Below are 23,510 nucleotides of genomic sequence, written 5' to 3'. Positions count from 1 at the left end.
GCCATCTTGACATAGATAATTAAAGTTATTAAAATTTTGCAACGTACAATATATAAATTTATAGTATCAAAATAAATCAATACATAGAAAAGGAGCCTGGTAAGTGAAAAGAATAAATAGAACATGGAAGACTTTGATTTTTAGCTTTTTATCAATTTTTATATTATCTATAATGCTGACTATACCGGCAATGGTTTTTGCCCAAACCGAAGAAGAAGAAGCAGAAGACCAGCAGCTGGAAGAAGAGGTTGAACCAGCAAAAGTAACCTTTGATATACCCTATCCTGAGGTCAGGGCAAAATCAGGTTCTACTTTTGAATTTAAGGCTGACCTTTCTTTTTCTGGAGACGAAGACACCACCTTTGATATAGTTGCAGAAGCACCCCAGGGATGGTATGTTTCGGTTCAGCCGTCATATCAAGCCTCTGAAATCTCAGCTATAAAACTTAACCCCGGCTCCAGCGAAAGCTTAAAAGTGGTAGCAACTCCTCTGGTAAAAATGGAACCTGGCGACTATACCATAACCCTGACTGCAGAAAATGAAGACTTGGGTTTAAGCGCCACCACTGATTTGGTAGCTGTGGTTACAGCCACCTACCAGCTGGATCTTAATACTAAATCAGGTAGGCTGAGCACTGAAATAACTTCAGGAAAAGATAATAAATATATTCTATTGCTTAAAAACAACAGCTCCACCTCAGTAGAAAACATTACCCTTTCAGCCAGTGAGCCAGAAGGCTGGACGGTAACCTTTGACCAAGACAAAATTGAAACCCTGGCAGCGGATGGGCAAGAAGAGATAGAGGCAACCATAAAACCTCCAGAGAAAACTATTGCTGGAGATTATATGATCACCTTCAACGTTAACAGTGAAAACAGCACTGACTCTTTGGAGCTTAGGGCTACAGTTTTAACTCCAACTTTATGGGGTTGGGTCGGCATAGGCATTATTGTAATAGTTATTGTAGGAGTAGCCATAATATTTGCACGACTGGGAAGAAGATAAAATTATGGAAAAAATAATAATTGCAGAAAACCTTACCAAAAAATATGGTAATACAACTGCAGTAGATAATTTAAATATAGCCATAAAAAAAGGAGAGATCTATGGCCTCCTAGGACCTAATGGAGCAGGTAAATCAACTATTATATTAATGCTGTTGGGGTTAACGGAACCAACTTCAGGAAGCATTAGTGTGGCCGGTTTTAATTCCACCCGGGAACCTTTGAAAGTTAAAAGGATTACCGGGTATTTGCCGGAAAAAGTAGGTTTTTATGAAGATATGACAGCAAAAGATAACTTGTCCTACACCGCTGAGCTTAATAATATCAGCTATAAAGATATCCCTAAAAAAATTGACCATGCCCTGGAAACGGTAGGGTTACTCAAAAATAAGAATCAGCTGGTAAAGCAGTTTTCTAAAGGAATGAAGCAAAGACTGGGAATTGCTGATGTCCTTATAAAGGACCCCCAACTGGTTATCTTTGATGAGCCTACGGAAGGCCTGGATGTTAAAGCTGCCAATAATATGCTGGAAACAATAATTGATTTAAATAGAAACAAGCAGATTACTTTTCTTTTATCATCCCACCAATTAAACCTGGTACAAAAAATTTGCCATAGGGTCGGAGTTATGTCCAGAGGCAAACTTATTGGTGAAGGCGAGATTGATAAGCTGGGCCGAGATCTTTTCGGCGCCGGAAGATTCAGGATAGAATTGGAAATAGAGCCTTTTACCCAGGAACTACTGGATAAAATCCAGCAATTGGAAAAAGTGGTGGAAGTTATAAATGAAAATGGTAAAGTACAGGTTATTTGTGATCAGGATCTAAGGCAGGAGATATCCAAAACTATTGCTAACTCTGATGCTATTGTCACCAGCATGAACATCAAGGACTATGCTTTGGAAGAAATTTACCTAAAATATTTTAAAGAGGAGTAATATGAGAAGCATTCTTACTGTATATAGAAAAGAATTGACAGATTATTTCAGCAGTAAAAAATTTCTGATTCTGCTGGGTTTAGTTTATGTTGCTGGGCTTTCTTCTGTTTATGTAGCCCTTCAGAATATAAGAAATGCAGCCAGCGGATTAGGTGATAATATTTTTCTATTACTGTTTACCACATCCGGGGATATTCTTCCCTCTTTTATAACATTTATAAGCCTTTTTATACCTATAATAGGTATAATCTTTGGATTTGATGCTATAAATAGTGAAAAAAGAAGCGGAAATCTTAGCCGGCTACTGTCTCAACCTATATTCAGGGACAGCGTTATTAACGGCAAATTTTTAGCTGGCATTACCACTCTTGCCATTATAATTGGCAGCATAGTTTTTTTGATTGCAGGCATAGGTCTTAGGACCATAGGTGTACCTCCTTCAGACACAGAAATATTAAGGCTATTCTTCTTTGTGTTTATCTGTATTTTTTATGGTACTTTCTGGATGGCATTGTCCATGCTTTTTTCGGTAATTTTGGAAAAAACAGCCACTTCTATCCTTACTTCCATTGCTATCTGGCTGTTCTTGATTGTGTTTCTGCCAATTATAGCCAATGCCATATCCAATGCTATGGTTCCTTTAGAAAATGCATCAGCAGCTGACCAAGTTAGAAATTATATAATAGAGCACAATATATTAAGAATATCGCCCTCTACCCTTTTCTCTGAATCTATCACTACTTTACTGGTGCCTACAGGCGGACACATATTATTAAATCCCCAGGCCCTGGTTTCTACAGATTTGAGTAAGATGTTGCTAAGTCCGCTATCTTTCGGACAAAGCCTGGTCCAGGTTTGGCCGCAGCTAATAGTAATAATTTCATTGGCAGTTATATGCTTTGCCCTATCTTATATAATTTTCATGAGGCAGGAAATAAGGGCAACCTAATCCTGGGAAGTAACTACTTCTTCCACTAAGCTGGTACCAGCTGATATTTTATCAATGCTATGTACCGAACCGCCATTCTCTATGATGGCTTTTTCCAGCTGGGAAAAATTAATATCTGGGCCTTCACAGGTAATCTTTACGTTTTCTACTTTCTGGTCCATCTCTTTTAAGCTTATATCTACCCCGTCTATTCCTTCTATATCAGCTAGAATATTGGCCAAATCTATTATACTGGGGGAGTGCGGTTTAAGTACATCCAACACTACCCTTCTGATTTTAGACATTTCTTCCTCTCTGGATTTATTAATTATTTATCTTTGCTTTCTAATAATAGCTTATCTAGTACCAATTGCAATTCTGGAGACAGCCGGTCTTCAATACTTAATCTAGATTTATATACAGGGTGAATAAAATCTAATTTCATAGCATGAAGAAATTGCCGCTTTAAGCCCAAAGACTCAGCCAGTTCTACAGACTTCTTGTGGTGGTAAGTCTGGTCTCCTAAAACCGGATGCCCGATAAAATTCATATGGACCCTTATCTGATGGGTCCTTCCCGTTTCTAAATCTATGCTTAACCAGCTGCAATGGTTAAATTGTTTTACTACTTCAAAATTAGTACAGGCTTCCTTACCCCTGGCAGGGCTTACTCCAAATACTTTCCGGTCTTTGGAAGACCTGGAAAGAGGTAAGGCTATGGTTCCCTTTTGTTCCTCAAAATTCCCCCATACCAGCGCCCAGTAAATTTTTTTTACCTGCCGTTTTTTAAATAAATCTGATAATAAGTAGTGGGTATGGTTGTCTTTGGCAATAATTATTAGACCTGAAGTATCTTTATCCAGCCTATGGACAATTCCCGGCCTAGTGCCATTATCAGTCTCAGACAACTGTTGGCAGTGGTATAGCAAAGCATTAACCAGGGTATGCCGGCTGTGGCCAGGGCCAGGATGGCATACCATGTCTGCTGGCTTGGAGACTATCATTAAATACTCATCTTCATGCAAAACGGTTATACTTATGGGTTCAGGGGTATAATTGCTCTGCTGCTCCAGTTTAAGGTCTTGCACATATATATGGTCGCCTGTCTTCAGTTTATAGCTTTTGGCTGCCTTCTGCCGGTTGGCCTTTACCTTTCCCTGTTCTATTAGCCGGGATACTTGGCTCCTGGTGATTCTATCAATATTATCTGAAAGAAAACTATCTATCCTTTTTCCTGTATCCTCGCTATCTACTATGAACTCTAAATGTCCGGAATTCACTTTTTGAGCGCCCCGTCTTTTTTAAAAAATTCTTTAAACAGTAAAATAACCATAATTATAAAGCCTATCACCGCTGAGCTATCAGCAATATTAAATATGGGCCAGTAGACCAAATACAAAAAGTCTGTTACCTCCCCTACCAGGTAACGGTCTACCAAATTACCAAGGGCACCTCCCAGGATAAGCCCCAAGGCAATATTAAAGAAATAGGAATCAAACCTAAGCATAATCTTAATTACAATTATCATAATAATGGCAATTATGGAGATTATAATTAAAATATTGGTTCCGTTGGGGAAAAGACCAAAGGCCGCTCCTGTATTCTTTATGTGGGTAATATAAAATAGATTAGGGATAACTTCTATTGAAGTAGAAGTGGGCAGGTTGGCATTAATCCAGTACTTGGTATATTGGTCGGCCGCCAGGATGATCCCTGCAACCGTCAGAAATAATATATTCAATACTATGTTTTTCTTTTTAACTTTCAAAGGATACTGCCCTCTACTTCAAGGGCTACAGTCATACCTGAACCTTCAACTTTTATATCTTGGGTAAACAGTCCTGGTTTTAAGTCAAAACTTAAATTTACGGTAAGGGTTTCGCTCTTGATATAATCCTGGTATTTAGAGATAATCCCTTGTTGCTTTGCCCCACATTGTATATAGGTATTTATAGTATTCTCAATCTTAAAATTAGCTTTTTTCCTTAAGTTTTGAATCTGGTGAACCAGTTCCCTGCTAAAACCCTCCTCAAGTAAATCCTGTCCTATTTCCGTGGGAAGGCCTATTGTAAAGGTTCCATCACTCTCTATACCCAAACCCTCCTTGTTTACTGTATCCACCAATATTTCTTCCGGCTCCAGCTCTATCTGCTTACCGTCCACCATTATTGTAACTTTTTTATTGTTGTTTACTTTTAATGATACCATTGCAGGATTAGTTTCTTCTAATTTTTTCCTTATCTTATTTACATCCGCTCCATATTTAGGGCCTATAAGTTTCAAGTTTGGTTTAATGTTATAGCTTACCAGATGCTCCATATTTCTAAGTATCTGTACCTCTTTTACATTAAGCTCTTCCTTTATTATAGGTTCAAAATGTTTTAATGCCTGGCTAATTTTAGGGTCAGGATCATAGTGGATTAAAACTTTTGATAGTGGTTGCCTGGTCTTTATATTAAGCTTATTCCTGATAGTCCTACCCAAACCTACTGCTTTACGTGCCATATTCATACTGAAGCTTAATTCTTTATCAATTGCAGACTGGTCGGCTTCTGGGTAGTTTTGCAAATGAACACTGGTGTCTTCTTTATTTAAACTAACTACTAAATTTTGGTAAATTTCCTCGCTGATAAAAGGAATGTAGGGAGCACACAAAAGAGCTACAGTGGTAAGACATTCATACAGGGTTTTATAAGCGCTGATTTTTTCTTTGTCCGTACCGCTTTTCCAAAATCTTCTCCTGCTCCTCCTGACATACCAATTGGATAGGTTATCTATAAATTCCTGTATTAACCTACCGCTGTCTGTGACATTGTATTCATCCAATAACCGGTTAGTCTCACCTACAGTTTGATTCAGTTCAGATATAATCCATCTATCAATTTCAGGTCTTTCTTCTAATTTAAGATCATGTTCTTCGGGATTAAAATGATCTATATTAGCATAGATGACAAAGAAAGAATAAGTATTCCATAGCGTCAATATGAATTTCCTTATAACTTCATCTACGGAAGCCGGTGAAAAATTTTTGGGAAGCCAAGGTGAAACGCCGGTAAAGAAATACCATCTTAAGGCATCAGCGCCCTGCTTGTTTAAAATTTCCCAGGGTTCCACTATATTCCCTCTTGATTTACTCATTTTTTGACCGTTTTCATCATTTATCAGTCCCAGACAAAGAACATTCTTATAGCTGGATTTCTCAAAAAGCAATGTAGATATTGCCAACATGGTATAGAACCATCCCCTGGTCTGATCAATAGCTTCACATATAAAATCAGCAGGAAAACTTTCCTTAAATAATTGCTGATTTTCAAAAGGATAATGAAATTGGGCAAAAGGCATAGAGCCTGAGTCAAACCATACATCGATAACTTCTGATACTCTATGCATTAGTTGTCCGCATATCTCGCATTTAATGGTAATTTCGTCTACGTAAGGACGATGAAGATCTAAATCCTTAAACCCCTGGATCGCTTTTTCCTTAAGCTCCTGAATACTGCCGATGCATATACGGTGGCCATTTTTATCTTCCCATATGGGAAGTGGGGTACCCCAATACCTTTCCCTGGTAAGAGCCCAATCAATATTGTTCTCCAGCCATTTTCCAAAGCGGCCATTCTTAATGTGTTCAGGATACCAGTTAACCTCCTGGTTTGATTTAAGTAGCTTATCTTTTATCTGGGAAGTCTTAATATACCAGCTTTTTTTAGCATAATAAATTAATCTGCTGTCACATCTCCAGCAATAAGGGTAGGAATGCTTATAATCTTCAAAACTAAACAGAAGATGCCTGCTTTTTAAATCAGCAATTATGGCTTTATTAGACTCTTCAATCCCCATTCCGGCAAATAAATCAACTTCAGGCTTAAACCTGCCGCTTTCATCTACCATCTGAACTATGGGCAGCTGGTTCTTTAAGCCAACATTCATATCATCTTCGCCAAAAGCAGGGGCTATATGTACTAATCCTGTACCCTCTTTAGTAGACACAAAATCACCCGAGATTACCCTATAAGCATTACTGCCTGAAGGAGCATAATCATAAACAGGCTCATATTTTTTACCTACCAGCTCCGCTCCTTTAAATTCCCTGGTTATCCTATAGTTGTCTTCTTGGCCCCATATGGAATCAACCAAATCCTTTACCATTATCAGGCATTGACCTTCAGATTCTACTTCAACATAAGTAGCCTTTGGGTTTAAAGCACAACCTACATTGGAAACCAATGTCCAGGGAGTAGTGGTCCACACCAGAAGATAACAATTATTAGTGTCCTGCAGCTTAAACTTTACCACAATGGTTTTATCTATTACTTCCTTGTAGCCTAATGCTATTTCATGGGAAGACAGTGCTGTGCCGCATCTGGGGCAATAGGGCACAATCTTGTGCCCTTGATATAAAAGGTCCTGCTCCCAAATTGACTTTAGAATCCACCAAACCGTTTCTATATAATCATTGGCAAAAGTAAAATAAGCATTATCCATGTCTATCCAGAACCCGATTCGTTCTGTCATCTTTTTCCAGTCTTCTTCATAACGCATAACACTTTGCCTACAAAGGCTATTGAATTTTTCAATTCCTATTTCTTCAATCTCTTTTTTAGAATTTATATTCAACTTTTTTTCTATTTCCAGCTCTACCGGCAAACCATGGGTATCCCATCCTGCTTTTCGGGGTACATAATAGCCTTTCATAGTTTTATAGCGGGGGAAAATATCCTTAAAAACCCTGGAAAGTACATGGTGTACTCCTGGGGCCCCGTTAGCGGTAGGAGGGCCTTCATAAAATACAAACTTCTCTTTACCTTTATTTTTTTCAAGGCTTTTTTTAAAAATCTGGGCATCTTTCCAGAACCGTAGAATATTTTCTTCCAATTCTACCAGATTTACTTTTGCCTCTACTTCTTTAAACATAATTCAAACCTTTACCACTGATTGTCAAAACTGCTTAATAGATTTTATATAATTAGGTTAATTTTGTGAAGTAATAATATTAGCATCTTGCAGCAAACCGGAAAGTGCCAGGGCTGATTTCACAGCTTTAGCCTGGTAATGGTTATTGAAATAAATAAAGACTTTATCCGTAAGGGAGATAATCTTTTTTATCCTGGGCAGCCATTCTATTAATTCCTGGTTTTGGTATTGGTAGTCGTATCTCTGATAAGCCTGCTGATGATTCCACCAATACTTTGCGTTGCGTCCATGAAACCTTATATAACCTATTCTGCTGGTTACAGTATCGGCTGGCGGTATCAGCCCTGGTAATTGGGGTTCATCCACATTACTAAAAGCCATATTTAGATTACTCATGGCTTCCATGACTATAGGATTTAGCCAAGAATTATGCCTGAATTCTACAGCCAGGTTATATTTGGAAAAAAAATCTCCTACTTTTTTTAAATAATTTAAATTATTGGTATTGTATTTAAATGAAAATGGAAATTGAGCCAGTATGCATCCTAATAGCGAATTATGTTGTAATGGCTTTAGGGCTTCAATAAATTCTTTTTGTTGCCCTGTATCAAGTTCCTGGCTATGAGTAACTGAATGATGGACTTTTACTGAAAATAAAAATCCATCAGGCACCTTCTTAGCCATGTTTCCAAAGATATAAGGATTGGGAAGAGAATAATAGGTAAAATTTATTTCTACCGTATTAAAATCCCCGGCATAATAAGAAAGATTATCTTTGCTATCTAAGCCTAAAGGATAATACTCTCCCTCCCAATCCTTATATTTATACCCGGAGGTACCTAGAAATAATTGCACCACTAAAGGTAGGAAGATATTTCATTTAGAATCTTGTCTTTGGACATGGCTCCTATTAGTTTCTTTGCAATTTTACCATCTTTAAACAATAAAAGAGTAGGGATGCTGCTTATTCCATATTTGATAGCAGTATCTCTATTCTCGTCTACATTCAACTTACCAATTTTCAAGACGTCCTTTTTTTCATCGGACAACTTTTCCAATTCCGGAGCAATCATCTTACAAGGCCCGCACCATACTGCCCAAAAATCTACCAATACTGGTAGATCTGAATTTATTACCTGATCTTCAAAATCTGCATCATTTAACTGTATCATATCTGCCATTAGCTTTCCTTTCTTTGCTATTTATTAACTATAAATATTCAATCATCTCTATTTTATCTGTATTGATAAAAACTACCTCTCTTTTTTGGCTATCCCCCTGGGCCTGGCAATTGACAGGCACCACTTCAGCATCAGTTACAGGTATAAACCGGTTCTTATGAACAGTTATGTAATCACTTAACCTGCCTCCGGGCATTACATGTACATTTCCCTTAATCATATAGGAATCGGTCGTAATTTTTACTAGAACCTTTTCAGTATCAACCTGCAAGATATTTTAAACCTTAATTAACCAATAATAATCAGATATTAGCAAAGCACTATTTTTAAGTCAAATATATAAAATTTTATAAATATATTTCATTATTACCTTTTATATACTATAATATGCCATAATAACTGATATTTACTGAAAGGAAGAGCTATGTATAAATGCCTGGATTGCGGAAATACTGAAAAATTTATTGGTACCGCCCAAGAAAAAGGCAAAGCTGAAATAAGCCTTTATGGTCAAGAATATCACTGGTGTTACCAGGTTTCAGATACTTCATGGAAATCAGGTTTTAAGATAGAAACCTGTTTTTACTGCCATTCCAAAAACATAGTTAAGCTATAATTAATTTATTTTTGAAAATTCTCAGCTACCAGCCTGCTAGCCCTATATAGGGATTCAAAGGTACCAGCATCAGTCCACCATCCGTCTAGGATGGTATAGCTCATGGTACCCTTTTTTATATAATGATTGTTAACATCGGTGATTTCGAATTCACCCCTGTCTGAGGGTTTAAGTTTTTTGATGATATCAAACACCTGATTATCATACATGTAGAGTCCGGTAACAGCATAGTTGCTTTTAGGGTTTTTGGGCTTTTCTTCAATTCCTAATACCTTACCATCCCTTATTTCAGCTACACCAAACCTCTGGGGATCTTGTACCTGTTTTAAAAATATATGGGCCCCTTTCTGCTGCTGATCAAATTGTTTAATGTATGGGCCGATGTTATCTTCAATAATATTATCACCAAGCATCACAAAAATTTTATCTTTATCCACAAAGTTTTCAGCCAGTTTTAATGCATCTGCTATACCGCCCTCCCCCTCCTGATAAGTATAGCTTATGTCTTTTAAGCCAAATTCGCTTCCATTGCCCAACAGCCGTAAGAAATCTCCAGCATAATTACCACCGGTAACTATCATTATATCTTTCAATCCTGCCTCTACCATGGTCTCCAATGGATAATAAATCATGGGTTTATCATAAACGGGAAGTAGATGTTTATTGGTAACCTTAGTACATGGCCAAAGCCTGGTGCCTAATCCTCCTGCTAATATTACCCCTTTCATAATATTTAAATCACTCCTTTATAACTTTATAAAGTTTAAAATAATAATCAAAATAGATAGTAAAACACAGTAAACTGCAAAACCATTCAAATTTTTGTTTTCAACCAATCTTAACATAAATTTTATAGCAAAAAGCCCCGACAAAAAAGAGCAAATAAATCCAATCCCTAAGTTTAAAGCTATAGTTGACCCTCCATCAAAAATAGCTTGCCTGACTTTCAGTACCTGAAATAAAAAAGAACCAAATATAACCGGTACGGAAAGTAAAAAAGAAAATCTAACACTTTGCTTGCGGCTAAGAGATAAGAACCTTCCAAAGGATATGGTAGCCCCAGACCTTGAAACTCCGGGCATAATAGCTATAGCCTGGCCCAGCCCAATTATTAATGATTTTTTCCAGGTTAGTGAGCTTGCCAATTCATCATGGACATAAACATCCTTGGATTGCTTTTCTACCTGCTTTTTAGCATAATATTCACTTCCAAACAACAAGGCTGCAGTCAATAGCAATAAGAAAGCTACCATAACCGGATTGGAAAATAGCCTGTCTGCATAGTCCTCCAGAAAAAATCCAGCTATAGCGGCGGGAATAGATCCTAAAATTAAAAACCAACCCAGCTTTAAACTTGCATGATCTTGGTTTCTTTTAAACAAAGCCAGAAAAAAAGATTTAAGTATGTTAAAAATATCTTTATAAAATACCAATACTACTGCCAACAGGGTGCCGAAATGTACGGTAACCGTAAAATATAAGGGGAGGTAATCCCAATTAAACAAATAAGGGAAAATTACCAGATGTCCTGAACTGCTTATGGGGAAAAACTCAGTTAGCCCTTGGATAATGCCTAAAATAATTGACTGTAATATGCTCAACTTATATAATATCTAAAATCGTTTGCAATTAGTGTAAAATATTAACATAAAAATAATAAAATTAAAAAAATATGGGCCATTATTTTTCAGAACTGCCATACCAGCTAGCCACTTTCTTTACTGCTATGGTACCTATAGGTGAACTAAGGGCTTCTATCCCCATAGCTTTGGGGACATATAAGATGGGTATCATCGAAACTTATATTATTTCGGTAATTGGAAACCTTGTACCGGTCATACTCATAATATGGATACTGGAGCCTGTATCCAGGTTTTTAATGTCCAGGTTCAAACTATTTGACCGTTTTTTTACTTGGCTTTTTAACCGTACCCGGAAAAAATATTATAAAAGATTTGAAAAATACAGTGGTTTTGCCCTGGCTGGTTTTGTCTGCATTCCCCTCCCCATAACCGGTGGTTGGACAGGGGCACTCATTGCATTTGTGTTTGGCATACCCCCCAAAAAGGCCTTACTGGACATTAGTATTGGAATACTTCTGGCGGGAATTATAGTTACAGTAATCTTTAAAACAGTAGGATATGTCAGGTTTATAACCGCTGGTTAGGTTCCGCTAATCATTATTTTATCCACTAATAAGGCAGGGCTGCCGATAAACCCTGACGATGGTATAAAATATAGCTTATTGCCTACCCTTTTTATACTTTTTAACAGACTCAGGAAATCAGTGGCAATGGTTACTTCCTTAACCGGGTAGGCCATGCTCCCCTCTTCTAACCATAAGCCTTTGGCACCCACGCTAATATCTCCTGTTACGGCATTAGCCCCTGAATGAAGCCCTATTATGTCCATGACATAGAAACCGCTTCCAGTTTCAGATAATATCTGGCTAAAATTTAATTTTTTTGGTTCTAGATAAAAATTATTTATTCCCACGGATGGAACAGACCGGTAGGAATTTCTACTGGCATTACCAGTAGACTTGGTATTATCCTTTCTGGCGGTATAAGTATTGTAAAGATAGGTCTTTAATATGCCTTTATCAAATACCTTGGTTTTACCCTTAAATACCCCTTCTCCGTCAAAAGGCGCACTGGCCAAACCAGAAGCCATAATTCCATCATCATATATATCAATATCCAAGCTAAATAATTTTTTACCGATCTTATCTTTAAACAACGATTTTCCTTTTTGCACTGAGTCTGCAGTCAAAGCCTCTGCTATCAGGTTAAGAAATTGGGCTGCTACCAAAGGATCCAGTAAAATATCTGCTTTTACTGATTTTATCTTCCTGCCTCCCAAAAGGCTGGTAGATCTTTTTGCTGCTTGCCGGGCAATATCTTCCAGGTTAATTTCCCCCAGATGCTTGCCAGTACTAAAATAATCTCCAGTAGAGGTGTCATCACCTTGCCGTGATATGGCATTTACATATAGATAACACCAGCTTTTTTTGTAACTATCCAAAAAACCATTGGAGTTGGCTAGAACAACCTCCACTGCTGAGTCCCGGTAAGAACTGTTACTTATACCAATAATCCTTTTATCCTCTGCTTGTGTGATTGCTTCTAAAGTTTTAGCTGCCTTTATTTTGTCCTCAATGGAATAATCGTAGAAACAAGGATCATATAGTAGCTCAAGATCAATAGGCTTTTGTTGATACAAATAGTCTTTCCGGACAGGTAAGTAATTAAATTTATCTTTATGGGTCACTTTGGCATTGCTTATTGCCCTTTTAATACACTCCAGTATATGTTCAGGGCTTAAATTGGAAGTATAAGCATAACCCACGGACTGATGCCTTAGCACCCTGATGCCAATACCCTTAGATTTTGAAACTGACAAGGACTCTATATCCTGCTGGTAAACCTCTATTTCATTATCATGACTGGCAGTACCAAACACTTCGTATTCATCTAAACCCCTGCTCTTTAAATGGTTAAGGGTATAGGTAATGATATCATTTAAATTTTCAGACATTAATTTCCGGTGCCTCCCACTGTAATGCTGCTTACCTTTATGGTAGGCTGACCTACTTCATTTGCCAGTGATTGGCCATTCTTTCCACAAAAACCGGGAGCAAAATCCAAATCATTGCCCACCATTTCAATTTCCTTAAGTATTTGGGGACCATTACCAATAAGAGTAGCCCCTTTTATAGGATAGGTTATTTCACCATTTTCCAGCATATAGCCCTCGCTGATGCCAAACACGAAATCTCCAGTAGCGGGATCTACCTGTCCTCCAGCAAACTCTTTGGCATAAATACCTTTCTTTACTGAGGACAGTATCTCAGTAGAGCTTGATTTACCATTAGCAATATAGGTATTACTCATTCGGGGGTAAGGCATATAACGGTAAGATTGCCTTCTTCCGTTACCGGTAGGCTCGCCGCCCAACTTATCAGAGCTTCTTAAATCGTTCATATAACTTTCCAGATAGCCGTCCTTTATCAGTACTGTCTCTTCAGCAGGATATCCTTCGTCATCAAAGCTATACGATCCCCAATGGCCTTTCAATGCAGGATCATCTATTGCAGTGATTAATTCTGAAGCTATTTTTTTGCCAATCATATCTTTAAATACGGAAGCATCTTTTACAATAGCATCCGCTTCCAGACCATGGCCGCAAGCTTCATGAAAAATTACTCCTCCAAATGCAGGCCCAATTACTACCGGCATTTGCCCTGTAGGCGCATTCCTTGCTTCCAGCATATTTATGGCAATAGCTGCTGACTCTTCAGCTATCTCTTTTGGTTTTTTAAGGTCAAACATTTCATAACCCAAGGTTTTAGCAAAGGATTTATGCCCTGTCCTAACCTCTTTTCCTTTTCTGGCTATAGCATTTACAGAAAGAATGACTTTCTGTAAAAAAAACTGGGAGAACACACCCTGTGAATTGGCTATATATGTTTCCTGTTGCCCATCTGCAATATATGAGCTGACCTGTACTATATTCTTACTATATTTCCTGCAGGCTTCATCTACCTCTAATAAAATATTTTTTTTACGGTTATTACCAGGTAAAGAAAAATTATCCAAAATCTCTAATGGTTCAAATTGTTTAGGGGATAATTGCAATGGGTAAGGGTTTTTTCCTAGACCAGCAGCCCTCCCCAGTTCCCTGGCAGATTGCAATAACAGCTTTGGTTCAATAGAATTAACATATCCATAAAAAGTGCGGTTATCTTTCCATACCCTTAAACCGCAACCCAAATCAAATCCGCTGACAGCATTTTCAATTTTACTGTCTTCCAGCTTTAAGGTATTATTTTTACTTTTCTGTAAATAAACTTCAGCAAAATTCCCACCACCGCTTAGCATAGCAGACAAAACTTTGCGGATTAATTCTTTTTCAATCATTAATTAGTTTCCAGATTATGACATTTCCTGTTCAGCTTTTTTAGCAGCCTGTTTTCCTTCTTTGATTACTTTATCCAGCTTAGAAGCTACTTTATCTGCAGTTTTTTTAACCTTTTCCCTACTTCTATCCAGAAATTCATCACTCTTATGTTTAAAACTTGAAACTTTTTCACTGCTTTGCTCAATCAAGTCTTTGGTTTTATTCATGGCAATGTCTATTGATTTCTTACTTTTTTCTTTTACCTCTTCACTTTTCTCCCGGATATCTTCCCTTAATTCCTTGCCTGATTTTGGAGCATACAGCATGCCTATAACCGCTCCTATAAATAATCCGGTAAATAATGAAATAATTATACCAACAGAATTGCCGTGACCATTATCCTGATTACTCATCTTGCCTCCCCTTATTAAACATTGATATTAATTCAAAAGAAGAACCCATAAACTGCCTGAGAGGGTTTTTCTGCATCTTCCTAATCTGCTCTAACAAATCCCTTACCTCTAAAAATTTCTCTTCTATATCAGCTTTTATTGTAGGTATGGCTTCCATTTCCTTATTTAGCCGGGCACTGCTTTCTTTTAGCTGCCCTGCTAATGGCAACAACTGGTTTTCCAACTTATTTGAAAGCTCCTTATATTTTTTTATTAACCTTACAACGGGAAACAGCAATATGGCAGCCCCAATTATTATACTCCCTATTAACAGGAGAAACAGAATTCCTACTATTTGCAAGCTGCCCATGTTTTTTACCTTTTTGCTCTTATTTTAAATATCTTTTATTTAAAAAACAACCAAACTAATTTATAATGTACAAAAACTAACAGAATAAATAAAGGCGAGGTAAATCAATCATGATAAATAGAATAGGTCTAAAACTCTTATTGATACTACTAGTTACAGCCCTAATCATAACGGGAGCGTTATCCTGTTCACAATCACAGGAACAACCAGCTGAACCTGAAACCCCAATAGAAACCCCGGCAGAAGAAGGTACTGCATCCCAGCAACAGGAAGAAGAAGTGATTGAAGTAATAGAAGAACAGGTAGATTATGATTCAGCTTCAGTGGGTGCAGATATAAAGGGTTTTGTTCCTAGTTATCTTTGCCTTAACCAGGACAATTATATAAAAATAGAAATCACTAATAACTCTGACTTCACATGGAAAAAAGATGGAGAGCATATGGTAAGAATCGGATATCACTTTTACCATAAGCAGCAGGACACAGAAAACTATGACAATCCTACCAGGACTGCCTTGGAGCAGGATCTTAAACCGGGAGAAAGCGCTACTATTTCAGTTTTAGTGAATGATATTGAACAAGAAGGCGATTATATCTTAAGGATAGACCCTGTGTTGGAAGGAAAATACTGGTTCTCCTCCAAAGGAGTCCAAATGCTGGAAGGGGAAGTATATTTTGGACCCTGTTCAAATTAAATAGCTCCTATTTTCAGCAGTCCTGAATCATAAACAAGTTTTCCTCCCAAGCTATACTTATCTAGCTGGGCACAAAAAGCAATATCCTGTTCCAGTCCTATATTAACCAATGCTTGGGCACTGCTGGATTTTTTTAATGCACTTTCCATATCAGCCTCACTTAAGGCCAAACTTAAAGCCATTTTGGCAGAATCTGTAAACCTAAAGCTGCCGCCATAACCCAATATATATTTAACTGCCACTCCGGCAGTATAAACATCGTCGTAAGCAATACGCCCTTCCTGGCCCGAACAGATCAGCAATAAATCATGGCCATTATTTTGAAGTTGATCCAATATCTTATTTATGGCATAGGCCATATTTAATAATGATAAGGTGTAACCAGCCCTGCAGCTTTGGGCCAAATGCAGGGATACAGTGCCATTGGTAGTTTTTAGTATAACTGTTTTTTGTTCTAGATCTAGTTTGGAAAGCTCCAGGGGGGAATTACCGTAATCAAAACCTTTAGGGGCCAACCCTCCCTCCTCACCGCATAAAATATACCCGGGATTCTTTTTCTTAAGATCAAAAGCCTGTTTTTTGTTAGCTGCCACTATTATGCTTTCACAGCCAGAAGCAAGCAACACAGTTATAGTAGAAGTGGCCCTAATTACATCTATTACCGCAGCTAGTGATTGCTCCAGCCTTACTGATAGGGTGTTGGGGTCTGTACGGTTAGAAAATAGTACATCTACTGTTATCATTTCCAGTCAAACTTCTTTCCAGCCAGTTTTTCATAAGCAGTTATATACCTTTGAGAAGTTTTTTCCACTATTTCCTGCGGCAGTTCAGGAGGCGGGGAATTTCGGTCCCAATCCGTAGAAAGCAGATAATCCCTAACATACTGTTTGTCAAAGCTGTTTTGCTGTCTTCCTTCCTGGTATTCGTCCATAGGCCAAAACCTAGAAGAGTCTGGAGTAAGTACTTCATCGACCAGTATAGTTTTATTATCTACTACACCAAATTCAAATTTGGTATCAGCAATGATTATACCTTTCTTAAGGGCATAATCAGCAGCCTTAATGTATAACTCTATGCTTTTTTCTTTTAAATACTCTACTACTTTGGCTCCAAAGATTCTCTTAGCTTTATTGATGGTAATAGAAACATCATGCCCTGATACTTCCTTGGTGGTAGGAGTAAATATGGGTTCAGGCAGCTTACTGCAGTTTTTTAGGTTTCTGGGCAATTTTAAATCACCTATAGCATTAGTTTGCTGGTATTCTTCCCAACCAGAACCTGTAATATATCCCCTGACCACACATTCTATGGGATATATTTTAGCCCTTTTTACTAAAACCGATCTTCCATTTAACATATCCTTGTTTTTTCTTAACTTTTTAGGAAAATTATTTATATCAGTTTCCAAAAGGTGATTTTCTATAATCCTTTTTAAATAGTCGAACCAAAAAATGGATATCTGGTTTAATAATACTCCTTTAAAAGGTATTAAAGTGGGCAATATATAATCAAAAGCTGATATACGGTCTGTAGTTACTATCATTATATGATCATTTAAGGAAAACATCTCCCTTACTTTACCACTCTTTATTTTTTCAATTCCTTCAATTTCAACATCTCCCACTAATTTCATATAGTACCTCCTTTTAAGTTGAATTTTTTTTATAATTATAAATACTTAAAAAAAACTCTATCAGTTCGGTCGCAGCATCATAAACCAGTTCCCTGCTATCCTTTATGGCTTGTGCCAGGTCCATAGGCCTGTTTATTATAGAAAAATTTCCATCAAACAAGCTGGCCTTCCCAGATTCTACCTCTTTTCTAGAGGTTAAAACAGAACCATTGATAGTGATTACCGGCACTCCCGCCTCTCTTGCAGTCCTGGCTACTCCATAAGCGCTTTTTCCAAAAAAAGTCTGCCTATCCATAGCTCCTTCCCCGGTTATAACCAGGCTAGCCCCCTCCAGGGACTGCCTTAAACCAATAGCTTCCATGATAATATCTGTACCCGGTTTGAGAATAGCACCTAAAAATGCTGCTAATCCCGCTCCCAGGCCTCCGGCAGCTCCTGCTCCCTTCACCTGGTCGATATCCATGCCTATATCCTTTTTAACTGCCCTGGCCATTTTTTTTAAACCCTGGTCCAGCTCCTTTACCATTTCAGGAGTAGCTCCTTTTTGGGGAGCGTAAATATAGGCGGCTCCTTGCGGCCCCGTCAGCGGGTTATCAACATCACAAGCCACTTCAATTACTGTTTCCCTTATTTTGGGATTTAAGCCTGACATATCAATTCGTTCAATTTGGATAAGCTGTTTTCCACCAAAACCAAGCTGTTGGCCTTTCCTGGAATAAAATTTTACCCCTAATGCCTGTGCCATACCCATTCCGCCATCATTAGTGGCGCTGCCCCCTATTCCAATAATTATTCGACTGCAGCCTTTTTGCAGCGCATTATCTATCAGCTGGCCAGTTCCATATGTAGTAGTTTCCATAGGGTTAAGGCTGCTTTTTTCCATCAACGCTATGCCTGAAGCAGAAGACATCTCAATTACCGCAGTGCCATCTCCAATAATCCCATACTGGGCCATTACCTCCTTACCCAAGGGTCCCCTTACTGGCACTGCCACCATTTTACCTCCCAGGCTTTCCACCATGGTTTCCACTGTGCCTTCTCCCCCATCTGCCATGGGTTTTATTGCCACTTCCATTCGTTTATCGGCATCCACTATGGCCGATTTTATAATATTGCATACTTCAACCGCTGAAAGGCTACCTTTGTATTTATCACAAGCTACTACTATTTTCATTATTGTTATTGTCTCCCCGGTAAATAAATTCTCAATGCTTTCCGGGCACATTGGATTTCTACCGGCAGCTGGTTAAAGACATCTCCATCCATCTGAACCCTTAAATATTCTGGTTTTTCCTGCTGACTTTCCTCTATCCCTATACTAACCGAATGGCTGGTCTGGAAGTATATGACATCTTTGTAATTTATGTGCCTGGTAGTAAAAATACCAGCAGTATTTCTTATAAAGCTGAATTTATGAGGATTTTTAAATATACAGACATCTAAAAGACCGTCATAGGTAGAAGCATGGGGAGTAATTTTAGCCATAGGATTACCATAGGATTTTATATTATTAATTATGCAATAATACCCGCTGTAAGCCTTACCTTCATTTTGAACCTTAACTGAAATCTTAACGGGATTATCTAGCAAAAATGCCTTTATTCCGTAAAATAGGTAAGCAAATATTTTTAACCTTTTTTTTACCATCTGGCTGATTTCAGAAATAGCCTTAGCATCAAATCCGTAAGAGCACATCATAATAAAATATTTATCCTGGTTTAGGCAACCCAAATCAATAGTCTGCAGGTTATTGTCATTAAAAATTTCTACTGCATCCTTAAAAGAAAGGGGTATTTCTTTTTCTTTGGCAAAAGCATTAGTGGTGCCACAGGGCATTATCCCCATAGGAATATCAGTATAGGCCAATGCATTTACAGCCTCATTTATTAACCCGTCACCGCCTAAGGCAGCTACCATATCTATGGATTCAACATTGCGGGCATCAGATAAAAAATGCCTTAATTTTAAATGGGCCTGACCTATTTCTGTAGCTTTAATTATATGTACTATATGATGGTTTGCACTTAATGCCTCCTCGGCCTTTTTTATGGCTTTAGAGGATATACCACCAGAAATTGTGTTATATACCCACAAAATTCTCATAATATTAACCGACTACTGCATCTTTCAAAGCAGTTGGACAAATACAATTACGATCCCTAACCGACAGGGGTATGGATTTAAATAATAACTCCCTTAACTTATCATTATTCTGTTTAAACATTTCTATAATTGCGTCGCTGGATACCGGCTCTATTTGAGGAAAGTCTTCAAGCCCGGCATCATAATCTGTAACCAATGATATGTTTACATAGCAAATTTCTAATTCCCGGGCTAAATAGGCTTCAGGATATTGGGTCATATTAATGACTTCCCAGCCCTGGTTGGAAAACCATTTACTTTCAGCTTTAGTGCTGAATCTTGGACCCTGTACTACCACCACCGTCCCCTGGGCATGGCAGTCTAAACCCATTTCTTGAGCTTTATTATAAACAATGGATCCCAACCGGGTACAATATGGGTTGGCCGCAGAAACATGTATAGTCTTGGGTCCATCATAAAAAGTATCTATTCTCCCCTTGGTTCTATCCACAAACTGATTACATATAACAAACTGGCCAGGCTTGATATGGGGCTGGAGGCTTCCTACAGCACAAGGCCCGAATATCTGTGTCACCCCTAATTTTTTCATTACATATAAATTAGCCCTATAATTTATTTTATGAGGCGGAATATTGTGCTGCCTCCCATGCCTGGGCATAAATGCCACTTTTATTCCTTCAACATTACCCAATACCACTTTATCAGAAGGCTGGCCGTAAGGGGTATCTACTTCAATTTCCACTGGGTCTTTTAGAAAGGAATAAAATCCTGATCCCCCAAATACACCCACCTGGGCTGACTGCATATTTTCCATAATCACCATCCTGTTAGTTAAAATGTAATATTTGACAATAATTGGGCCAATGATTGCCGGGGTCTAGCCCCGAAATGGCTAATAGCCTCACTGGCCGCTATACTTCCAGCTTTACCGCATTGCTCTAAATTATACCCCTTTAAGTACCCATGCAGGAATCCCGCAGCATACATATCCCCTGCCCCGGTGGTATCCACCAATTTAGAAGGTTTAACGCTGTCTACGGTAAACACCTTGCCTTTTTCTACTATTACTGAACCATTTTCAGCTCTGGTAAGAGCACAAACTAAGTCTAACTCTTTGCATCTTTCCACCGCCAGCCAAAATGATTCTGTTCCAAATAAGGAGGTTATTTCCTGCTCATTGGCAAAAAGTATATTTACTTTTTTTTCTACCAGGTCCCTAAATTCTTCCCTATGGTTGGAAACACAAAAAGAGTCAGATAAGCTTAAAGCAGTTTTCCCTCCATTGTTTACAGCTATATCCATAGCTTTATAGATAGCCTGCCTGGCTTCTTCCTTATCCCAAAGATAACCCTCCATGTATATGATAGAGCTTGCAGCTATTATTTCTTCATCTATATCCATAGGGCCCAGGCTACCAGCAACTCCCAAACAGGTATTCATAGTACGCTGGGCATCCGGAGTTACCAACACTATGCAATGAGCAGTGGGAGAGCTGCCTTTTGCTTTTGGAGTATTAAAATAAACTCCTATTTTTTTAAGGCTGGTTTCAAAAGCATAGCCGTAGCTGTCTTGGTTAACTTTCCCGATAAAAGCTACCTTATTGCCCATACTGGCCAGACCAGCAACGGTATTAGCTGCAGAGCCTCCACAGTCCTGGCCAATAATATTAATAGAATTACATATTTTAGCAGAAGCAGAGTGGTCAATGAGTTTCATGGAGCCTTTATTTAAAAGGTTTAACTCCAGGTAGCTGTCATCAATATTGGCTACCATATCCACAATGGCATTACCTATTCCCACCACATCAAATTTTTGTATCATAATAGCACCGTTTCCAACTCCTATAATAATATACCAAATATTGCCATAACTTAAAATTTTAAATATATTATTTATACTGTTTTTAAAAATTAACAAATCTTTTATTATAAGCATAGGGAAAGGGAGACATGCTGCATACTTTATCTATAAAAACTTCCAGCCGGGTTGAACTAATAGATATAACTTACCAGATTAAGAAAATAGTTCAAGATAATAATTTTGTTGAAGGCCTGGCCTGTTTATTTGTACCCCATACTACCGCAGCACTGACTATAAATGAAGCTGCAGACCCTTCAGTTAAAACCGATATTATTACTAAATTAAATAAAATGATTCCAGCCAGAGAAGGATACAGCCACCTGGAGGGAAATTCAGATGCCCATATAAAAAGCAGTTTTTTTGGGCCACAATTAACTATAATAGTAGAAGACTCTAATTTGGTATTGGGGACATGGCAGGGAATATATTTTACAGAATTTGATGGTCCCCGGCATAGAAAATTATTCCTTAAAATGATAGAAGGTTAGGCTATGACACTTTTTGACCAACAAAAAACAGAAAAGGCATCTAGTGAAGCTAATCATCCCTTGGCAGAAAGGATGAGGCCAGCTTCCCTGGCCGGTTTCATAGGCCAACCGCACCTGGTTGGCGAAGGTAAAGTTATAAGGGAGATGCTGGAACAGGATAAAATCAGCTCCATTATTTTCTGGGGGCCTCCAGGTTCAGGGAAGACTACCCTGGCCAGGATCATGGCTAATACCACCCATTGCAGGTTTGTATCATTTTCTGCTGTAACTTCCGGAATAAAACAGATTAAGGAAGTAATGGACCGGGCCCAGTATTACCTGGACCAAGAAGGGCAAAGGACCATTCTATTCATTGATGAAATACACCGTTTCAATAAAGCGCAGCAGGATGCTTTCCTTCCTTTTATAGAAAATGGCACCATTATAATGGTAGGTGCCACTACAGAGAACCCCTCCTTTGAGATAAATTCAGCATTGCTATCCCGCTGTAAGGTATTTGTGTTAAATAAATTGGAACCAGAAGAAATAATAGTGCTACTTAAAAGAGCCTTGGAAGATAAGGAAAAGGGGTACGGCAAATACCAGGTAGAGCTAGAAGAGCAAACCCTAAAGCATATTAGCGATTATGCCGATGGAGACATACGTATTGCCTATAATATTTTGGAATTAGCTTTTAATTCTGCCCATAAAGGAGGTCAAAAGGTTATTATTGACCGGAAGTTGATTGAAAATATAATCCAATCCAAATCACTGCTGTATGACAAAAATGGTGAAGAGCATTTTAATCTAATATCTGCAGTCCATAAAAGCCTGAGAGGCAGCGATGCTGATGCAGCTATATACTGGATAACTAGAATGCTGGAATCAGGTGAAGATCCCCTTTATATTATCAGGAGGCTGGTAAGGTTTGCCGCTGAAGATATTGGCCTGGCTGACACCAATGCCCTTACTGTAGCCCTAGCTGCTAAACAGAGCTTTGAATTTATCGGTCCGCCCGAAGGCTACCTTGCTATCATTGAAGCAGCTGGCTACCTGGCCTTGGCTCCCAAAAGCAATGCTGTATATAAAGCTTATGGGCAGGCCAAAAAAGATGTTAATGCCCACCAGGCATTGCCGGTTCCACTGCATATTAGAAATGCGCCTACTAAACTGATGAAAGATCTAGGTTATGGGCAAGGTTACAAATATGCCCATGATTACCAGCACGGAATCGTAGGTCAAGAACATCTCCCCCAAAAACTGAAAGGCAAAAGATACTATTACCCCACAGACAGGGGTTTTGAAAAAATCCTGAAAAAAAGGGTGGAATATATTCAAAAAATAAAGGAAAAGGGTTAGCCTTCAATCAAGGCTTCAGCAATTTGTACTGCATTAAGCGCAGCGCCCTTTCTCAGCTGATCCCCTACTGCCCATAGGTTAATACCATTAGGCACAGATTCGTCTTCCCTTAGCCTCCCTATATACACTTCGTCTTTTCCTGAGCTGTCCA

General features: G+C 38.3%; 28 protein-coding genes. 8 read left to right on the top strand and 20 right to left on the bottom strand.

Going from position 1 to position 23,510, the window contains the following annotated elements; all coding sequences use genetic code 11:
- Positions 1-103: 103 nt before the first annotated feature.
- From PHN32_07115 to PHN32_07105, 3 genes are read left to right on the top strand one after another with little or no spacing between them, the layout of a single operon-like run.
- A complete protein-coding gene (locus PHN32_07115; GenBank protein ID MDD3777359.1) occupies positions 104-1,006 on the top strand; it encodes an NEW3 domain-containing protein in 903 nt (300 codons plus the stop codon).
- 4 nt (positions 1,007-1,010) lie between these two features.
- Positions 1,011-1,943: an ABC transporter ATP-binding protein gene (locus PHN32_07110; GenBank protein MDD3777358.1), complete on the top strand. Its 933-nt coding sequence runs from the start codon at positions 1,011-1,013 to the stop codon at positions 1,941-1,943.
- Between the two features lies 1 nt (position 1,944).
- Positions 1,945-2,892 carry an ABC transporter permease subunit gene (locus PHN32_07105; protein MDD3777357.1) on the top strand — a complete coding sequence of 316 codons (948 nt, stop codon included), beginning with the start codon at positions 1,945-1,947 and terminating at the stop codon, positions 2,890-2,892.
- On the opposite strand, the gene PHN32_07100 is transcribed toward PHN32_07105, so the two are convergent.
- Genes PHN32_07100 through PHN32_07070 form a run of 7 tightly spaced genes read right to left on the bottom strand, consistent with a single transcriptional unit; the run spans position 2,889 to position 9,236 of the window.
- Positions 2,889-3,176 (bottom strand): DUF211 domain-containing protein, encoded by a 288-nt coding sequence (locus tag PHN32_07100; GenBank protein ID MDD3777356.1) that lies wholly within the window; start codon positions 3,174-3,176, stop codon positions 2,889-2,891. The two genes, PHN32_07105 and PHN32_07100, sit on opposite strands and share 4 nt — an antisense overlap.
- Before the next feature lie 23 nt (positions 3,177-3,199).
- Positions 3,200-4,150 carry an RluA family pseudouridine synthase gene (locus tag PHN32_07095; protein MDD3777355.1) on the bottom strand — a complete coding sequence of 317 codons (951 nt, stop codon included), beginning with the start codon at positions 4,148-4,150 and terminating at the stop codon, positions 3,200-3,202.
- On the bottom strand, positions 4,147-4,638 hold the full coding sequence (gene lspA / locus PHN32_07090) for a signal peptidase II (GenBank protein ID MDD3777354.1): 492 nt from the start codon (positions 4,636-4,638) through the stop codon (positions 4,147-4,149). Before lspA ends, PHN32_07095 begins: the two co-directional genes overlap by 4 nt.
- Positions 4,635-7,784, bottom strand: a complete 3,150-nt coding sequence (ileS, locus tag PHN32_07085; protein MDD3777353.1) for an isoleucine--tRNA ligase — start codon at positions 7,782-7,784, stop codon at positions 4,635-4,637. Before ileS ends, lspA begins: the two co-directional genes overlap by 4 nt.
- Positions 7,785-7,841: 57 nt before the next feature.
- Positions 7,842-8,639, bottom strand: a complete 798-nt coding sequence (locus tag PHN32_07080) for a DUF72 domain-containing protein (protein ID MDD3777352.1) — start codon at positions 8,637-8,639, stop codon at positions 7,842-7,844.
- 2 nt (positions 8,640-8,641) lie between these two features.
- Complete coding sequence (gene trxA / locus PHN32_07075) at positions 8,642-8,965, bottom strand: thioredoxin (GenBank protein MDD3777351.1); 324 nt, start codon at positions 8,963-8,965, stop codon at positions 8,642-8,644.
- 28 nt (positions 8,966-8,993) lie between these two features.
- Entirely contained in the window at positions 8,994-9,236 is a 243-nt protein-coding gene (locus tag PHN32_07070; GenBank protein ID MDD3777350.1) for a hypothetical protein, read from the bottom strand.
- Positions 9,237-9,389: 153 nt separating this feature from the next.
- On the opposite strand from PHN32_07070, the gene PHN32_07065 reads away from it, so the two are divergent.
- On the top strand, positions 9,390-9,581 hold the full coding sequence (locus PHN32_07065) for a hypothetical protein (GenBank protein ID MDD3777349.1): 192 nt from the start codon (positions 9,390-9,392) through the stop codon (positions 9,579-9,581).
- Positions 9,582-9,586: 5 nt separating this feature from the next.
- On the opposite strand, the gene PHN32_07060 is transcribed toward PHN32_07065, so the two are convergent.
- Together PHN32_07060 and uppP are read right to left on the bottom strand one after the other, a co-directional pair.
- A complete protein-coding gene (locus PHN32_07060; protein MDD3777348.1) occupies positions 9,587-10,309 on the bottom strand; it encodes a sugar phosphate nucleotidyltransferase in 723 nt (240 codons plus the stop codon).
- 18 nt (positions 10,310-10,327) lie between these two features.
- Positions 10,328-11,182, bottom strand: coding sequence for an undecaprenyl-diphosphatase UppP (gene uppP / locus PHN32_07055; GenBank protein ID MDD3777347.1), 855 nt, complete (start codon positions 11,180-11,182; stop codon positions 10,328-10,330).
- A gap of 71 nt (positions 11,183-11,253) precedes the next feature.
- Between uppP and PHN32_07050 the strand changes: the two genes are divergently transcribed.
- Positions 11,254-11,748, top strand: coding sequence for a small multi-drug export protein (locus PHN32_07050; protein MDD3777346.1), 495 nt, complete (start codon positions 11,254-11,256; stop codon positions 11,746-11,748).
- Here PHN32_07050 and PHN32_07045 read toward each other — a convergent pair.
- The 4 genes from PHN32_07045 to PHN32_07030 are packed head-to-tail and all read right to left on the bottom strand — an operon-like array spanning position 11,745 to position 15,242.
- Positions 11,745-13,118: a TldD/PmbA family protein gene (locus PHN32_07045; protein MDD3777345.1), complete on the bottom strand. Its 1,374-nt coding sequence runs from the start codon at positions 13,116-13,118 to the stop codon at positions 11,745-11,747. The two genes, PHN32_07050 and PHN32_07045, sit on opposite strands and share 4 nt — an antisense overlap.
- The gene (locus tag PHN32_07040) at positions 13,118-14,500 is read right to left on the bottom strand and encodes a TldD/PmbA family protein (GenBank protein MDD3777344.1); all 1,383 of its coding nucleotides are present in this window, start codon (positions 14,498-14,500) and stop codon (positions 13,118-13,120) included. Before PHN32_07040 ends, PHN32_07045 begins: the two co-directional genes overlap by 1 nt.
- Before the next feature lie 15 nt (positions 14,501-14,515).
- Complete coding sequence (locus PHN32_07035) at positions 14,516-14,893, bottom strand: YtxH domain-containing protein (protein MDD3777343.1); 378 nt, start codon at positions 14,891-14,893, stop codon at positions 14,516-14,518.
- Positions 14,886-15,242: a hypothetical protein gene (locus tag PHN32_07030; protein ID MDD3777342.1), complete on the bottom strand. Its 357-nt coding sequence runs from the start codon at positions 15,240-15,242 to the stop codon at positions 14,886-14,888. The genes PHN32_07035 and PHN32_07030 overlap by 8 nt, the downstream gene beginning before the upstream one ends.
- A 110-nt stretch (positions 15,243-15,352) precedes the next feature.
- On the opposite strand from PHN32_07030, the gene PHN32_07025 reads away from it, so the two are divergent.
- Entirely contained in the window at positions 15,353-15,937 is a 585-nt protein-coding gene (locus PHN32_07025) for a hypothetical protein (protein MDD3777341.1), read from the top strand.
- On the opposite strand, the gene PHN32_07020 is transcribed toward PHN32_07025, so the two are convergent.
- From PHN32_07020 to PHN32_06995, 6 genes are read right to left on the bottom strand one after another with little or no spacing between them, the layout of a single operon-like run.
- Positions 15,934-16,680, bottom strand: coding sequence for a 2-phosphosulfolactate phosphatase (locus PHN32_07020; protein ID MDD3777340.1), 747 nt, complete (start codon positions 16,678-16,680; stop codon positions 15,934-15,936). The genes PHN32_07025 and PHN32_07020 overlap by 4 nt on opposite strands.
- Complete coding sequence (locus tag PHN32_07015; GenBank protein ID MDD3777339.1) at positions 16,677-17,570, bottom strand: phosphoribosylaminoimidazolesuccinocarboxamide synthase; 894 nt, start codon at positions 17,568-17,570, stop codon at positions 16,677-16,679. The genes PHN32_07020 and PHN32_07015 overlap by 4 nt, the downstream gene beginning before the upstream one ends.
- A 13-nt stretch (positions 17,571-17,583) precedes the next feature.
- A complete protein-coding gene (locus tag PHN32_07010) occupies positions 17,584-18,744 on the bottom strand; it encodes a glycerate kinase (protein ID MDD3777338.1) in 1,161 nt (386 codons plus the stop codon).
- Positions 18,745-18,749: 5 nt separating this feature from the next.
- A complete protein-coding gene (locus tag PHN32_07005; GenBank protein ID MDD3777337.1) occupies positions 18,750-19,673 on the bottom strand; it encodes a diacylglycerol kinase family lipid kinase in 924 nt (307 codons plus the stop codon).
- Positions 19,674-19,677: 4 nt separating this feature from the next.
- The gene (locus tag PHN32_07000; protein MDD3777336.1) at positions 19,678-20,487 is read right to left on the bottom strand and encodes an S-methyl-5'-thioadenosine phosphorylase; all 810 of its coding nucleotides are present in this window, start codon (positions 20,485-20,487) and stop codon (positions 19,678-19,680) included.
- A gap of 17 nt (positions 20,488-20,504) precedes the next feature.
- On the bottom strand, positions 20,505-21,494 hold the full coding sequence (locus PHN32_06995) for an adenosine kinase (protein ID MDD3777335.1): 990 nt from the start codon (positions 21,492-21,494) through the stop codon (positions 20,505-20,507).
- Positions 21,495-21,622: 128 nt separating this feature from the next.
- Between PHN32_06995 and PHN32_06990 the strand changes: the two genes are divergently transcribed.
- A complete protein-coding gene (locus tag PHN32_06990) occupies positions 21,623-22,021 on the top strand; it encodes a secondary thiamine-phosphate synthase enzyme YjbQ (protein ID MDD3777334.1) in 399 nt (132 codons plus the stop codon).
- Positions 22,022-22,024: 3 nt separating this feature from the next.
- Entirely contained in the window at positions 22,025-23,359 is a 1,335-nt protein-coding gene (locus tag PHN32_06985) for a replication-associated recombination protein A (protein ID MDD3777333.1), read from the top strand.
- Here the strand turns inward: PHN32_06985 and PHN32_06980 are convergent.
- The coding region (locus PHN32_06980) for an Asd/ArgC dimerization domain-containing protein (GenBank protein MDD3777332.1) at positions 23,356-23,510 on the bottom strand (155 nt) is incomplete at its 5' end. The genes PHN32_06985 and PHN32_06980 overlap by 4 nt on opposite strands.

This window comes from Actinomycetota bacterium (assembly GCA_028698215.1).
Classification (GTDB): domain Bacteria; phylum Actinomycetota; class Humimicrobiia; order Humimicrobiales; family Humimicrobiaceae; genus Halolacustris.
Note: the sequence above shows the minus strand (reverse complement) of the source record. Positions and strands in the feature narration are given on the sequence as shown.